Here is a 15,877-nt window from a genome sequence, read left to right as displayed (position 1 = left end):
ACCTACTCAAGGGAGTTCTCATGCTACGATTTATCGGCTTAACATCGGTAGCTGCCATTTGTGCGATTGGCTGTACGGCATCCGACGATTCTGGTCTTCCCAGACGTGTCCCGGCTAAAGCGGTCGTCACGTATGAAGGGAAGCCGGTTGAAGGTGCGACGGTGACGTTTGGCGGTGCTGAGATTCGCGGTGCCGTGGGTAACACCGATGAAAGAGGCGAAGTTCGTTTATGGACCTACGAGCCCGGCGATGGCGTTATTCCAGGAACATACACCGTGGCGATTCGCAAGCTGGAGGTTTTGGCCCTACCCGACCCCGAGAAGGTCAGTCCCGAAGAGTATTCTCGGATGATGAATGAGATGAACCGAGCCTTGGGAGGATCCCCCAAGCACCTGTTGCCCAAGAAGTACAGCAAGGCCGAAACGAGCCAACTCACCGCCGAAGTCGTCGACGGCGGTGAGAATATCTTTACGTTTGAGCTGGAAGACTAACGCCGAACTACTTCTTCACTTCGTCCAGGCGTAGCACTTTGATCGCCAGTTCTTCGAGCTGTTTGCGATCGACCGTGCTTGGTGCGTCAGTCATCAGGTCGGCGGCACGCTGCGTTTTAGGGAACGCGATGCAGTCGCGGATGTTGTCCAGGTAACCAAACAGCATCACCCAGCGGTCGATACCCAACGCAATGCCACCGTGCGGCGGAGCACCGTATTGCAGGGCATCGAGCAAGAAGCCAAATCGCTCTTTGGCGTCTTCTTCGGTCATGCCCAATAGGCCGAATACCTTCTGCTGCGTGGCGTTGTCGTGGATACGAATCGTTCCACCGCCAGCTTCGCTACCGTTGATCACCAGGTCGTAGGCCAGTGCCCGGCACTTGCCTGGATCGCTGTCGAGAAGTTCGACGTCCTGCGGCCGCGGGGCGGTGAACGGATGGTGCATGGCAACCCAACGACCTTCTTCTTCGTCGTAATCGAACATCGGGAATTCGACCACCCAGCTGAAGTGCATCGCTTTGGGATCGTACAGTTTCAGTTCGGCACCCAGCTTCTTACGCAGGCCATAGAGTGCCTTGCAGGTCACTTCGAATTTGTCGGCGACGATCAGGATCAAGTCGCCAGGCTCGGCGGCAAAACGTTCTTTGAACTTGGCCAGCAGTTCTGGCGTGAAATTCTTCGCGATTGGCGAGTTGAGGGTTCCGTCCGCTTCGACTTTGAACCATGCCAGGCCCTTGGCACCGAAGTCGTCTTGCACCATCGAGGTCATGTCGTCGATCAGGCGGCGCGAGTACTTGTCGGCGGCACCCTTCGCGCAGATTCCACGGACACGGTTGCCGGCGTCGGCTACCGCTTTGAAAACACGGAACTCGGCCTCGGCAGCCAAATCGGTGGCGTCGACAATTTCCAAGTCGAAACGCAGGTCAGGTGCGTCGTGGCCGAAGCGTTCCATGGCTTCGTCGTAGGTCATCCGGGGCAGAGGACCTGGGACGTCGACGCCGTGGACTTCCTTGGCAACCTTGGTGACGAGCCCATCGATGATACCAATGACGTCGTCCATTTCGCAGAAGGCCATCTCGAGGTCCAACTGCGTGAACTCTGGCTGACGGTCAGCGCGGAGGTCTTCGTCGCGGAAGCAGCGGGCAACCTGCACGTAGCGGTCGTAACCGGCCATCATCAGGATTTGCTTGTAAAGTTGCGGCGACTGCGGCAATGCATAGAATTCGCCATGATGCACTCGGCTGGGAACCAGGTAATCGCGAGCCCCTTCCGGCGTGCTGCGGCCGAGGATGGGAGTCTCGACGTCGATGAACTGGTGCTCCTCGAAGTAGTCCCGCATCAGCTTGATGATCTTGCTTCGCAGTAGCATCGTCTGTTGCATCTGCTGACGGCGAAGGTCCAGATAGCGATGCTTCAGACGCAGGTCTTCGCCTGGCATGTCTTGCTGGCCAGGAAAGAACGGCGGCGTCTTGCACTTATTCAAGACGACCAACTTCTCGACCTTGATTTCGATCTCGCCGGTGCTGAGCTTCGGGTTGACGGTCCCATCGGGGCGCGGATCGACCTTACCGATGACCTGAATCACGTCTTCGTTACGAAGGCTACGCGACAGCTTCTGCGTTTCCTCGCCGCTGTCACTGCTGAAAACCACTTGGGTCTTGCCATATCGGTCGCGAAGATCGACAAACAGCCCGCCGCCATGGTCGCGGTACGAATCAACCCACCCAGCCAGGGTAACGGATTGGCCGACGTCGGATTTTCGTAATTCGCCGCAAGTGTGTGTGCGATACAAGGTTCTGTTCCTCGAAGGTGATCAGGACAGCGTCGATGTGAATGGGGGAAATCGAGTATTTTAGACCGACAACGCCTGAATGCCTAGATTGGGCTTTCCGAGCGAAATCTGGGCCTGGGGGAGGGGACTAGCCACAGAGGGCACCGAGGGGAGGATATTCAACCACGGATTACACAGATATCACGGATGGATGAAAAGCCAGCAGCGGCACTCAACAAATCCTTCTGTTATCCGTGGAATCTGTGGTTAATCTTCTCTTATGCCTTCCCCCTCGGTGCACTATGTGTTCTCTGTGGCAAATTCCTTCCAGAATTAACCTTAACGATTTTAAGGACCGCTTCCCTGATGACGCCGCATCAGGTATACCGGCGCTCATGAGTGAACTCCTTGAAATTCCGGAAGTGGTCGGGCTGCAGTCTCGATCCGATGTGATTCGCATCCCTCCTGATCTAGACGTCCCTTTGACCGCTCGGGTTCGGCATCTGGTCGATACGGCCGAATTTCGCCGGTTAGTCCATATCAGCCAACTGGGCTTGGTGTCACTCGTATTCCCGGCCGCTCACCACAGCAGGTTCGAGCATAGTCTGGGTGTCTATCGGACGATGCTGTTGTACCTGCAGCGTCTGGCCCACGTGCCTCAGTTCGCGGAGGTGATCGAAACCAAGGATGCTGAACTGATGATCGTGGCGGCCTTGCTGCACGACCTGGGGCACTGGCCTTTCTGTCATCCGATCGAAGACCTGCGTCTGGCCGGCGTGCCGCAGCACGAACTGTTCGCTAACAGTTTTCTCCTGGAAGGAGAAGTCGCCGATTGTTTGCGCGACGATTGGGGCATCAACCCGCGTGACGTCGTCAGTTTCCTCTCTGAGAAGGGGCGCACCAGCAAGATGAAACTGATGCAGAGCATCATCTCGGGGCCGATCGACGTCGATAAGCTCGATTACCTGCAACGCGATAGTCTGCATGCTGGTGTCCCTTATGGCCGTAATTTCGACCAGCAGCGTCTAATCGCCAGCCTGTGCGTGAACCAGGAAGGGGATAAGCTCGCCCTGACGAACAAAGGACGCACGGCAGCCGAGATGATGGTGTTTGCCCGGTACATAATGTTCAGCGAAGTCTACTGGCATCATGCCGTGCGCAGCGCGACGGCCATGCTGCAGCGCGCGTTTTTCATGCTGCGTCCGCATTTGGAACTCGATTCGCTGTTTCGTCTGGCCGAACGTCCGATGATCGACACGATGCTCGAAGCGGCCGGCAACGGTCCGGCTCGCGATTTGTTGGATGGCTTGTTCGGTCCTTCACGTCGGCTGTACAAGAGGTTGTTCGAGTACTCGCACTTCGACCATCCCGAGCTATTCCATCAAATTGCCCGGCGTCCATACGACTGGCTGGTCGATTTGAGCGATCAGTTTGCCACGACTCTCTCGCGGCACATGTCGCGTCGCGTGGCACCGCACGAGATCCTGATCGATGCCCCGCCGGTCAAGCTGGAAGTGCAATTCAACATTGATGTGCTTAACCAGAAGACCGGCAAGTACCGGGCGTTGGGGGATGTCTCGCCGATGGTCGAGACCCTTGCGAAGCGGCAGTTTGACGACTACGTAAAGAAGGTGCGGATCTTCATTCATCCGCGTCTGCAGGAATCGATCACGAGTGCCTCGGAGATCGAATCCCTGTTTGTCGAAACGGTCCGAAGCATGTTTCCGGAGACGGGTTAAACGGTCGCGTTACTTCGATTTCAGGTCGAAGTCATGCTCGAGCGAGGAACTGCTGACCTCGATCTTGAGTTCCGTGTTTCGATTGTACTGCTTCGGAATCGCTTCGGTGGAGACTTCCTCGGTGGGACTGTCTGCGGTTCCGTAGGTCTTTCTTTCACCGACGACCTTCGGCGAATTGATTTTGACCGCTTTACTGCCCAGCGTGGTCTTCACCGAGTACTCGCCGTTCTCGATCGAACCTCCCTCGACGCCCCCTTTGCCATCGGTGGCTTCAAAGGTGATCTTCCCTTTGTTGACCGGTTGTCCATCGAGCGTCACCTTGCCAGTGACTTCCACCAGGTCAGAACGCCCCGAGCCGCAGCCAGCGGTGATAAGTAGTAGGAGTGACAGCCCAATGCTGCACGCGACTGGTGTTTGTATCCTCATGGTGCGATTCATCCTGAACGAGGTGAGCATTCAACTTGCGGCAAACGATGACTAGTTGAGCGAAAGGGTTTCCTTGCCTTCCATCGTGCCTGCGGCTCGCCAGACGTCGATGGCAATCGTCTCGCTGACGAAGTGAACCGAACCGTCCGCCATCAGCACCTGGACGCCGCCTGGGTGAAGGCTGCGAGCCGCGTGATGTTCGTTGCCGCCAACACAGGGAAGTCCGATCTCCGGTTTGTCAACACACCAGGCCGAAGACATAACATCCGCTGCTGAGGAGTTGGGCGTCGATACCGTCATAAAACCGCCACCGGCCGCGTCGTCGTTGAAGGAATCGCCGCGGTGGTCTGGTTCGGAATCGTTGGGATGGGCTCGCAGTTCCGACATGAGCATTGTATTACTGAGACCATCAGTAAAGCCTGAGAAGTCACTCGTGCGCGGCGTTTCACCGAGTGCCCCCTGGCTTCCTTCGAAGCCGAAGGGAGCTTTGAGTGCTTCAGTTGCCGTCGAACTACCGTTGGGAATCGTGACGTTTCCATAGTTCACCCCATAGTGAACGCGGCAGCGCCAGTAGGCATCGGAAGTGTTCATCTTGCCCCCATTCATGCTGGGGCAGTAGTAGAACTCAACTGGCTTTGCCAAGACTCCATCAAACGTGTTTTGAATGATGTTTGGCGAAGCGTAAAACGGCTGGTTGTAGTCGTACGCTTCGGCCAGGTTGTTCTGTTCGATGTACGGCCACAGGCTCACCACCCATGTATGTCGCTTGCCATTACTGTCGTTGGTGGCGCCAAATGGCAACTTCTGGACCGTGTCGTGGTAGTTGTGCATCGCCAGGCCCCATTGCTTGAGGTGGTTGGTGCACTGCATCCGCCGGGCAGACTCGCGTGCCATTTGAACGGCCGGAAGCAACAGGGCGATGAGTACCCCGATAATGGCAATGACCACCAGGAGTTCTACCAGCGTAAAACCGCGAGAATAGGGTGTGCGTACCACGGTGCCGTTCCTTACGACGAATGGTGATGAGAGCAAGAACGAATCGGATTTCGCAGATGGGATGGAGAGAGAAGAAAAATGAAATCCCTCTGAAAAACGCTTACGCTTAGAATGGTAGCGAGTCCTTCTCAGTAGTGCAAGAATATTTGCCGCAATGTCTGTTTCACTGGAGCAATGATGAATGCAGATAGGTTCAAGATGCGATGGCAGCTTGATCGTAGCGGGCCAGAAACCACCCGTCCCCCAGGGAAACCATTCGCGTCAAATGATGTGGCTCGAGCAGTCCGCCAACGAACGATTCAGGCTGCTTGCCCAAGGGATGCCATTCCAGCCAAACGCCCCGTTCATTTCCTGAGAGCTGAAAGCGAATGCCACCAGCATCGCTACGTTCAATGCTGCTGAACGTCGGGCCCGACTGAGCCATCGGCGGGGTGGTCAATAGAAGAAGTGTCTTCGGTTTCCCGGCCGGGTACGCCATGAACGGACCGATGTTCTCACGCTCGCCATCCATCCTGGGCCAGTCTTGCTGAAGTGACTGGGCGATCGGTTGGAAGGCCGCCAAGTGGGAATCGATTCGCAAACGCTTTCCGGTCCACATCAACTCATCCCAGCCGTTGATCAAACCGAGCCAGCAGCATGCCAGCGAAAGAACAATCATCCAGGACGAAAGCGTGCGATGCCCACGGGAACCCATGGTCATGCCGAAGGTCAGCATTGCCAGGCTGACCATACCAACCGCCACCATGATGCCCAGCGCGAAGATCTTCCACTGGGCCGTCAATGAGTTGGCGAACTCGTCGAGGTCGGAGCCGTCCTGTGTCCAACCGATCTGGAACTCGAGGTGGTCCCAGGTCGCGGAGAACCTGGCATCCCACACGATCCACCCGGCCAGCAATAGCAGGACTCCGGCATTCAGCAGCCACAGGACGAGCGGATGATGCCCAAACGCGAGGTCACGCAGCCAAATGATGAAAGCCGAGAATCGGAACCATCGTGATTGCGCGGGAAGTTTGTCGGCTGGGGCATGCATGAGTGGAAGAGAGACTTGGACGATCGATTGGTGAAACTGGTACTTGGTTCGCCCCCTCACCCTAGCCCTCTCTCCGGCGGGGAGAGAGGGGACACGATGGGAGTCTATTCGGTTGGAGTGCCGGCAGGCTGAGCGGCGTCGGCGTCACAGTAGGACAAGGCCATCAGTGCGAAGGCCGTAGCCAGGTTCTTATCGTTCTCGAACCAGCGACCGTTCTCGTTGGACCATGAACCATCTTCGTTTTGACGCTTGGCCAATTCGTCGATCAGTTCTTCTCGCCAATTGTGGGTTTTGCCATCGGCATCGGTGACTTCGGTCAGGCCAGCCGTACCCAGACCAGCGGCGAAGGTGTGGTAATAGTAGAACAAGCCGGCACTCTCCATGCCTGGGTTCTGCTCGACGCTGTAATTGTCGGCAACCCACTGAGAAGCAGCCTTCACGCGTGGGTCATCTTTCGTCAGACCAGCGTAGATCATGCTCTTCAGACCGGCGTAGGTCATCGAGCCGTAGCTGCGGATGCCGCCGTTTTCGGTGTAACGTTCTGGGGAAGTGGAGGGGTCGATCTTCTCGCGAGGGATCTCGTAGAAGAAGCCCCCATCATTCACCTTTCCGGCGAACTGGGTGTCGTTGTACTTGCTTTCCAGATTCTGGCAGCGTGAAACGAAGACCAATGCCCGTTGGATCGCTTCGTCGTCCGCTTCGCTTCCGGTCTCGATCAACGCTTCGACCAGATAGCCGGTATTGGAAAGATCGGGTCGACCGGCACCCCCGTAGCCGACGCCACCGAACCAGACGTCGTCTTGCTTGACCTCGCCTTGGCCATATTGCAAGCGAGTGACGAAATCACGGGCCTTCTTAAGCGTTTCGTTGTATCGGCCATCGGCGTTGGCTTCCTGGAAGCAGAGCATCGCGACGCATGTTTCATAGTTGCGCAAGCGACCGTTTCCGTAAATGCCCCCATCGGGCTTCACGAAACCTTCGAGCGCTTTCAGCCCCTTGGCGACCACCGGGTCATCGACTGTTTTGCCGCTGCGAAGCGTCCCGGTCACGGCCAAAGCAGTGAGACCAGGACCGGCCTGGGCTGTAAAACTACCATCGGGGGCCTGACCATTCTTTTCCAGATATTGAAGCCCCTTGGCCACGATGGTGTCGAGCTTCTTCTGAGACTCACTGGAGATGGGACGATCGGCAGCGATCGCGAAGGATCCCAGCGCGAATAGCAAACAGAGGGAAATTCCAACAAAAACGCGACGGGAAATGTTCACGATAACCTCTTTTCTCTAAGCCAGTATTAGCGCGCCCAGGATGATTTAGCAAAGGTCATGCCACCGATTTAGAGACAGGCAGGAACGTGAAAAGCTCGTTGAATTCACGAATGGCCACACTCAATACCTGAGTTGTTGTGTCGACGCAGACGACATGGCTGTCGGATGAGACGACACGTACGCTGGCTAGTCTTGTTTATCGGGGCGTCGGGTCTGGCGTTTGGCATCGAGCAGTCGATCGAGATAGCCCTTTTCCTGGTTGACTTCGAAGCTTGGCTCATCGTTCAGCGGCGCAGCAGACGCTTCTGCCTTGGCCTCGACCGTAGCAGCATCGACACTGGTTTCCGTGCCGTCGAATGTCACTTGCCAGTCTCGATTCAGCTTCTCCTTTTGAGCTTTCAAGCGATGGAGCGACTCGGCGACGGGCGCTTCGACAGTGGGCTGATGCCGGATGCGTGCCCACAAGATGCCAACCCAGGCGAAGTTCCATAGGACTCGCCGATTGGCGATATCCATCACAAACAAGCAAGCCACCGTCACCAGCACCAGGTACCAGATCGGCCGTTGGCTGCTGGCCTTCGGTAAGTCGTGTCGAAATGGCGTTGTATCGATGTTGGCTAACTGCTCTGGGGTCATGTCCAGGTTGAAGACCTCGCCAGGGCGTCCGCCGGGGGGCGTCAACGCGGCAAATCGCTGGAGCATCGTTAGATTGTCTCTCCGGTCACGGAACTCCTGAGCGTTTTGTACATTCACACCGATCCGAAGCGGCGCCAGCCCTGAGCTTGGCGACACAGCTAGGAAGTGCGGACCGGCATGCTGAGCGTCGAACTCCACTTCGTATCGCCCCGGTGCGACTTGAACGAACGCTTCGCTCACGACGTCGGAACGAGGACCGACCCCATTGAGTTGAGGTGATGCGAAGTTGACGAAGTTTCCCTCGTCGTCGAGTGCATTCAGAATGAGCTTCACTTTCTGCCCGTTGACTTCCGACGCGACGAGGAAATTCTCGGATGGATCGGTTGTTCGCATGCACCAACGAATCATCTGCATCAGCAGCTTTTCGTTCCCTTCCCAGCCAGCCCAGTCGGTGGCCCAACGCTGTCCCAAATCGCTGGTCCAGCAGACGCTTCTGCCAATGCCGTACTGCCAGGCAGCGAGCAGGGCGTTGGTCTGCCCACTCGGGTCTGGCGACGTGAGCAGCACGTCGACTAGCGGACTGTCCTTGGGGGACGTCATCACGTAGCCGGAAAACGGTGGAAAAGCGGAAGGGATCCCTTTCAGGATTTCATGATTCGCCGCGACTTGCGGCACCATGCCACTGGGCTTCTCAAAAACCAATGGGCGAGCCACACGACGGGTCTCTTGCATGAAAATCCGTGGAATCGCTTTGGGAGAAGTCACTTGATAGAACTTCCCACGCCCTATGGCGGCAATTTGATTCAGCAGCCGCACGTCGGCATCTTGCCCCACGGCGACGGTCGATACGGTGATACCACTCTTTTCAATCTGACGGGTTAGATTGCCAAAGTCAGCCGCAGGCGTTTGCCCGTCGGTCAGTACGATCATATGCTTGACCGCGGCCTCGTTGGCTTGCAACTGACGAAAGCCGTCTTCCATCGCAGGAAACATGTTCGTTCCACCGCCCGATGATAGACGCGAGATCATCTGCGAGACGAACTGCCGGTTCTTGGCCGTTTGCAGCGGGACCGTGCGTGACGTGGTGGAATCGAATGTCGTGACGCCGATGTAATCGTGCGGGCCGAGTGCTCGTAGTGATTCGCGGGCGGCGGCCTTACACCAGTGGATCTTTTCACCATTCATGGAACCCGATTTGTCCATGACCAACATCAACGCACCCACCGGAACGACCTTGGCGTCTTTGATCTTAAAGTCGAGCGGCATCGCTTCTTCGATCGGCGTGTTGGTCCAACCGCCGGCGCCGAAGCTATCGGGGCCGCCTAGCATGATCAGTCCGGCACCCAGGTTTCGTGTGTTGTCGGCGAGCATCTGCATCTGAGCATCGCTGAATGCCGTGATCTCTTGAGTGTCGCCACTTGTGCGCGGGACGTTACCAAGGATCACCAGATCGTACGGCTGAAGATCGGACAGCCGGGTGAAGAGTTGATTGCTGGGCTGGATCGTTACTTTTAAGTCGTTCCGACGCAGCATTTCGGCAAAGTCATTGAATTCGTCAGGGCGGGTAGAATCGACGATCAAGAGTACTTGGCCGGGCGACTCGATGTGCGTAAACGAAGCGGCGCGATTGTTCTGCGTGAAGCCATCGACTCCCTTAGCGTCGGGAGTGAACTCGGCTTCATAGGTATAGAAACCACCTTCGGATAGTTTGTCCTGGAAAGCGAAGACGCGCGTTCCAGGCTCGAGTTCGATTTGCTGCTCGACGACCACTTGATCGCGTCCACTGCCACGGCGAACAACGCGGATCTTTCCGGCAACAGGCTTATTCGCGGCTTGTTGATCCCAATGAATTCCAGGTCGATTGTTTAAGACTACCTGCACCGGGAAGGGAGTCTTTTCGCGCATCTTGGCTGGCGTCGTGATCTTCTCGACGGTGATCTCCGTACGCGCTTGGGCGGTGATCGGAACAACGTCGATGCCGATGCCTGCCTCGCTTAGTGCTCTGGCGGCAGGCATGGCATTGCCGAGCGTTTCTTTGCCGTCGGTCACGATTACCACGCGTTTGGCGGCATCGACAGGGAACGCTGCCTGAGCGAGCTTTAACGCTGCTTCGAGGTTCGTCTGTTGCGGGTCGATGGTTGTTTCCAGCTTTGATCGCAGAAACAGGTCGCCTGACCAGGGAGGAATTTCGATCGCTGCGGCGCCACCAAAACTAATCACGCCGACACGATCGTCGGGGGCCTGCTGACGAAACGTATTGGCGGTTGAGCGGACGTAGGTGACGACGTCCTCTAGTCGCTCCGGTGGAATACTCAGAGAACGATCGACTAGATAGATCACCGTCAGGCGATCATTGGTCCGAACGAGTTCGACCTCGGCCAATGTCAAAACGACGAGCAGGCAGAGAAGACTTCGCAGACCATTGGCCAGTACCCACCGCCAGCGATTGCCCATGGCCAAGCCATTCCACGAAACCCACCATAGCGCAGGAATGATCGCCAATAGAAGGAGGAATTGAGGGTGTTCTATCGAAAACTGAAGATCAAGCATTCCGTGTCTTCCGGTCTATTTTTGTTCCAGCGAGGCATTCTTCACATTCTACGCCAAATAGCGAAAATAACAGACTTGCTGGGCAAATTGCCGGAACTATGCGGCCGATTGCGGTGGGCAGGACGGGACATTTCGTTACGATGAATCGACCGGAGGAGGGACTACGTCCCATCTCGAATAAGGTTTTGAACACGGAGGCCGCATGAATTCCCATTCGCCGGAAATGGAAGCGGTAGACCCCAACTTTGACTCGTTCCATGAGTTCGAAAAGATTCGTGAGTAGCACGTTGAACTGAAAGAGCACTTCAAGGACACTGCATCGTCTTCTTTTGAAAACGAAGCGGCTGACGAAGAGCAACGGGAAGCGGAAGAAGAATCAGCCAACGACTCAAAAGAAATCAACGCGTAACCTGAAATCATCGAATTGAGGAGACGGCATGGAACCGCGCGTCAGCATCATTACGTTGGGCGTGAAAGACCTGCAGCGTTCGCTCGAGTTTTATCGAGATGGACTGGGCCTGCCGACCTCTTGGAGCGGTGATCAAGGAGTGGTTTTCTTTCGGACGACCGGTACGTGCCTGGCACTCTATCCTCTGGATAAGCTTGCCGAGGATGTGGGCGGAGATTGGATCGGGCAAGAGCGTTCCCGGTTTGCAGGGATTTCGCTGGCACACAACGTCTCAGTGAAAGAGGACGTCGACCGTATCTTGCGGCAAGCTGAGGCGGCTGGTGCCAAAATTGAAAAGCCGGCGCAGGACACCTTTTGGGGCGGATACGCCGGCTATTTTTCCGATCCCGACGGATACTTATGGGAAGTGGCTTACGGTGCGTTCGACTTCAACGAAGACGGTAGCCTGAAGATTCCCTAAGGCCGTTTGGCCCCTTTTTCATCTCGTCGAGCGTGAATTCAATTTCATTCTCGCCCGGCTCCACGACGGCCGACAACTCAGTCTGTGCGTTGTACGTTGCCAGAATCGAGATCCGGCCGTCCGATAAAACATCCGGGACTGAGAGAAACAAAAAAAGAGCATGATCCATCGGGACCATGCTCCTGAATATCTGTCTATCTAACAGGAAGCGTCACTTCTTCGGACGATCGATGACGAACTTTACGGGCTCGTCTTCCATCGGGACCGTCAAATTCAAGTCGGTCGATTTGTACTCGAGATAACGCTTGTGAACGATTGGTGAATAATTGCCTTTGGCGTCGGGTTCCATCACGCCACCAAGCGTCACTTTGTAGGAGCCGGCCGGTAGGCCTTTCGCGACGGAAAAGTTGCCTTCGGCGTCGATGGGGGCAATGTCAGAATACGTCCCATCGTCGAAGATCAGTTCTCCCTGGGCCATGGGAGTACCGTCTGAGTATTCAACCGTGCCAAAAACCGCGTTCTCGGTCTGTTGGCTGCACCCCATCCCGCTGACAAGCAACAAAAGACAAGGAGCAAGAAGAATGAATCGAGTCATTGGAAAGGACCTCGCATAATGTTGTTGGAGATTGACGTCATGCCGCGGAGTCATGCCAGGAAGACCCCGCAGGCGGATGATGCAAGGTGCGACTAAAACTCGCCAACGACATTTCCATCCATCGCATTGCCCAGGTTTTCCAGGGTGCTTTGCGAGATGTTGGTTGAAATGCCACGGACCGAACCATCGCCCAGGACGAACTGAGTAATGCCGGGATGCCAGCTACCGTGCCCTTGACCGTTGTCGGGGCGAGCATTGTCATTCGGACCTCGACCAAGGCGAAGACGAATAGAACTGGCGACCGCAAACTCTCGCCAGCCGTCCGAAGAGTACAGGAACGAACCATCAGCACCCGTGGAACCGCAACACACGCCGACTTGATCTTTTCCGATACCCTTTTCGCCAAACATCAGGGTATTGCTTAGCCCGTCCGTCACACGTGCGAAGGAGTCGCGTGGATTCGCCTCGCCACACGGATTGTTGTCGCCAGCACTTGTTGGAATACCGACGCGCAGAATACTCTTGATGTCGTTCACGTGCGAATTGTCGTTGGGGTTGTGATAGGCGTTGAATACCGTACTGGACGAGTCATATCCCACCGCGCCGTAGTCACTCCAAGGACCTTGTTGACTGCCTGATCCCTTCATCTGCACACCGCTTCGACGGGATGGGCAAGTCATGTACGAGATGGAACTGACGCCTTCCTTCTGCTGTTGGGTAAGGTTCGCAAAAATCACGTCCTTCCAGTCGTCGGTATTCACCGCATGTAGCAATTCGTACTGGGCGTTCTGTTCCGCGAACGGCATCAGGTGGACCCAAACGCTGTAGCCTTGCTGGCAGTTCACCAAGGGCGGCAGCTTGGTATAGGTATCGTGAAACATGTGGGTTGCCAGGCCGATTTGCTTCAGGTTGTTCGAGCACTCGCTGCGGCGAGCTGCCTCACGAGCCTGTTGAACCGCCGGCAACAATAACGCGATCAGTACGCCAATAATGGCAATGACAACCAACAATTCGACCAGGGTAAAACCTGGGCGGGAACGAGAAGTCTTCATTGATGCACCCCAGCAATAGGTCGAAAAGGATACGAAATGACGAGATAGAAAAACGACGAGAAGGAGGCAATCGATTCCCTCACGGCGGCGTTAGGCGCCAGAGAACGTCGATAGCACGCCTCATTCCCGCTATGTGTATCATTTTACGCCCCTAATGTCTAGTGAAAAAGGTAAGGAGATGTTGAAGAGTTCTCGATCTAAAACAAAAGAAGTCGACAATTCCATGCTTAAGAATTAGACGCCTTGCCCCATTGTAAGTACGCCTGAGATCTCGGAATTTGGGCGTGTTTGTATGGGCTAGGATAATGCCCGCAGCGAAGTAAACGCAAAAACGTACATCCTGCTGGGATCCATGCTCATTGCAATTTGGGGAAAGACTCATCCAGGAAAGTGAATCGGTTCGACGAGGGGTACGGCAAACCGCGAGAAAAAAAGTGATCTTTTTTCGTTTTCTCGGCGTGGGACTAAGGCCGTGGGTAGATAGCAGGCAAGCAGCCAGAGGCTTGCGTGTCGCGTGGCAAGAGGTCTGAATTGAATGGGTTCAAGCTGATCTGTGGGATCAGCATGGTCCCATCATTCAAAGCGGGCTACTTCAAGTCGAACGAAAACTCGTTGTTTTCGTTCACCTTGACATCGGCGGTCAGTTCCGTGGCGGAACTTGAGGAGTATTTGCGAGGAAACATTTCCACAAGAGGTGGTAGTTCCATGCCTGGTGGTTGAACAGATCCCTGTTGAGCAGCTTGGTTGACGGCTTCAACCTTGGCATCGTATTCGGCCTGCGTCATACCCGGAGGGGGTACCTTCTTGGAAACGGTGACTTGATAAGTACCGGCGATCGCTCCTGATACGTCGGATTGACCGCTTAGGTGAGTTGTCAACGAAAAATTGCCCTGGGCGTCAGTTTTGCCCAAGGCGATTTCCCCGTTGGCGATATTTCGCGAGCCTCGGCTGAAGATGACCGTTGCATTGTCAACTGGGCTGCCTTTGTAAAGCACCTGGCCGGTGACGCGTTCCGTTTTGGGTAAGTTACTTTGATTGCAGCCTGCGACGATGGTAACAACGAACATTGCAGCGAGAACGATATGGCAGGAATGACGTTGGCGCATATAGGCCCCTTTCGGAAGTCTTGAATGAAGACGAAAGACATGCATCGGGACAAGACGTTATGGAAGCGCTGCCGTTTCACCGCCAGACTTGCTTCCCAGTGCTCCCCAGACGCCATAGGGGCTCTGGCCACCGGTTGATTCGCTCGCTGTCAGGTTGCCGGTGTCGACGGTCTCTGGAATGAATTGGACCGAGGCGTCTGCCATCAGAACCATGACACCGCCGGGGTGATAACTGCTGGCACTAAATAGGCCCCATGAATCTCCCCAATTGTCGACCGCACACGAGGGACTGTTAGGAGGCAGTACCGTGGTCACCCCGGTAAATGCCGGATAGCCGTCGAACCATTGAACGCCCACGGCTCGGGAGGTTTGCACCGATTGAGAGGAGAGGTACTTTCCTTGGCTGGCCGTGGTCATGCAGTCGATCGGCGAGGTATTCAGGCCGCTCACATTGTTGGCAAAGTAGCCGCGGATATTTTGCGTATCGCCAGATAAACCGAAGGCTCGTTCCGCCATCATGATCGTGTTACTCGTTCCATCGGTGATCGAACTCATGTCGATCTGCGACTTCTTATTGTGATCAACTCGCCCAAAAATGCCCCGTGGGTTTTCCAGGTTATGGTTACCATTGATCGAATCTCCCATGCTCACCGCGTAGCTTCGCGCACCGAATGAATTACTCCAGATATTTGCCGGTGTTGAGGGATTGGAGGGACATACGAAGGCTTCAATCTTCGCGACGTAGGGAGGGTACCAGGCACGTTCACGAATCGGACCGAAGGCAAGAACATCAGTGCCGCTGAACGTTCCTGGCTGCGACAGAATGTCGTAGATTGCTCCCTGCTCTATAAACGGCAGGATATGCATCAAGCCGCTGTTGCGCCCTTCATTACCTCATGGATTGGTCGAGCGGGTTCCGCCATTGTTGTTGCGTAACGCTGGAAAATGGAGATAGGTATCGTGGTGATTATGGAGAGCAAGTCCCATTTGCTTCAGTTTGTTGGAACATTCCATTCGGCGTGCGGCTTCTCGAGCTTGCTGAACTGCAGGCAACAAAAGCGCGATCAAGACACCGATAATGGCGATGACAACAAGTAGTTCGACCAGTGTAAAGCCAGATCGATACCTCGGGAAATCTTTGCCAGACATGATTTCAATGACTCCAACAAAACCAACCGTTAGAAGAAATAAAAGATGGGTTGATCTCTGCTCTTCTATCGATCCTCTAAGCTTGATCGATTACCGCCAAGTGTAAGAAACGAGCTGTTATCAACTAGCTCCAGGGTAGGGTTTTGGTGATAGCCATGCAAGAGAATTTCAATGAAAAGTAGATCTGTTGCCGGGCTAATCA

12 protein-coding genes and 1 pseudogene are annotated in these 15,877 nt (G+C 55.3%); 3 read left to right on the top strand and 10 right to left on the bottom strand.

Features of this window, described 5'->3' with window-relative positions; all coding sequences use genetic code 11:
• The first annotated feature begins 20 nt into the window (after positions 1–20).
• Complete coding sequence (locus Pan97_RS17640; RefSeq protein ID WP_144974817.1) at positions 21–491, top strand: carboxypeptidase regulatory-like domain-containing protein; 471 nt, start codon at positions 21–23, stop codon at positions 489–491.
• A gap of 7 nt (positions 492–498) precedes the next feature.
• Here the strand turns inward: Pan97_RS17640 and aspS are convergent, their stop codons facing one another.
• Positions 499–2,283, bottom strand: a complete 1,785-nt coding sequence (gene aspS / locus Pan97_RS17635; RefSeq protein ID WP_144974815.1) for an aspartate--tRNA ligase — start codon at positions 2,281–2,283, stop codon at positions 499–501.
• Positions 2,284–2,657: 374 nt separating this feature from the next.
• Between aspS and Pan97_RS17630 the strand changes: the two genes are divergently transcribed.
• On the top strand, positions 2,658–4,001 hold the full coding sequence (locus Pan97_RS17630; protein WP_144974813.1) for an HD domain-containing protein: 1,344 nt from the start codon (positions 2,658–2,660) through the stop codon (positions 3,999–4,001).
• A 9-nt stretch (positions 4,002–4,010) separates the two neighbouring features.
• On the opposite strand, the gene Pan97_RS17625 is transcribed toward Pan97_RS17630, so the two are convergent.
• The 5 genes from Pan97_RS17625 to Pan97_RS17605 form a co-directional block, all read right to left on the bottom strand.
• Positions 4,011–4,427 (bottom strand): hypothetical protein, encoded by a 417-nt coding sequence (locus Pan97_RS17625; protein ID WP_144974811.1) that lies wholly within the window; start codon positions 4,425–4,427, stop codon positions 4,011–4,013.
• Positions 4,428–4,478: 51 nt separating this feature from the next.
• Positions 4,479–5,423, bottom strand: coding sequence for a DUF1559 domain-containing protein (locus tag Pan97_RS17620; RefSeq protein ID WP_144974809.1), 945 nt, complete (start codon positions 5,421–5,423; stop codon positions 4,479–4,481).
• 193 nt (positions 5,424–5,616) lie between these two features.
• On the bottom strand, positions 5,617–6,513 hold the full coding sequence (locus Pan97_RS17615) for a hypothetical protein (protein ID WP_144974807.1): 897 nt from the start codon (positions 6,511–6,513) through the stop codon (positions 5,617–5,619).
• A gap of 44 nt (positions 6,514–6,557) precedes the next feature.
• On the bottom strand, positions 6,558–7,649 hold the full coding sequence (locus Pan97_RS17610; RefSeq protein ID WP_241676434.1) for a prenyltransferase/squalene oxidase repeat-containing protein: 1,092 nt from the start codon (positions 7,647–7,649) through the stop codon (positions 6,558–6,560).
• Positions 7,650–7,904: 255 nt separating this feature from the next.
• Entirely contained in the window at positions 7,905–10,904 is a 3,000-nt protein-coding gene (locus tag Pan97_RS17605) for a VWA domain-containing protein (protein WP_144974803.1), read from the bottom strand.
• A gap of 437 nt (positions 10,905–11,341) precedes the next feature.
• On the opposite strand from Pan97_RS17605, the gene Pan97_RS17600 reads away from it, so the two are divergent.
• The gene (locus Pan97_RS17600) at positions 11,342–11,773 is read left to right on the top strand and encodes a VOC family protein (RefSeq protein ID WP_144974801.1); all 432 of its coding nucleotides are present in this window, start codon (positions 11,342–11,344) and stop codon (positions 11,771–11,773) included.
• Positions 11,774–11,984: 211 nt separating this feature from the next.
• Here the strand turns inward: Pan97_RS17600 and Pan97_RS17595 are convergent, their stop codons facing one another.
• From Pan97_RS17595 to Pan97_RS17580, 4 genes and pseudogenes are all read right to left on the bottom strand, one after another.
• On the bottom strand, positions 11,985–12,368 hold the full coding sequence (locus Pan97_RS17595) for a hypothetical protein (RefSeq protein ID WP_144974799.1): 384 nt from the start codon (positions 12,366–12,368) through the stop codon (positions 11,985–11,987).
• A 92-nt stretch (positions 12,369–12,460) separates the two neighbouring features.
• Entirely contained in the window at positions 12,461–13,420 is a 960-nt protein-coding gene (locus tag Pan97_RS17590) for a DUF1559 domain-containing protein (protein ID WP_144974797.1), read from the bottom strand.
• Positions 13,421–14,007: 587 nt separating this feature from the next.
• Positions 14,008–14,571, bottom strand: coding sequence for a hypothetical protein (locus Pan97_RS17585; protein ID WP_144974795.1), 564 nt, complete (start codon positions 14,569–14,571; stop codon positions 14,008–14,010).
• Between the two features lie 12 nt (positions 14,572–14,583).
• Positions 14,584–15,675, bottom strand: a pseudogene (locus Pan97_RS17580) (DUF1559 family PulG-like putative transporter).
• Positions 15,676–15,877: the final 202 nt, after the last annotated feature.

It is taken from the genome of Bremerella volcania (genome assembly GCF_007748115.1).
Lineage (GTDB): Bacteria > Planctomycetota > Planctomycetia > Pirellulales > Pirellulaceae > Bremerella > Bremerella volcania.
This window is presented reverse-complemented; position numbering and strand designations above follow the sequence as displayed.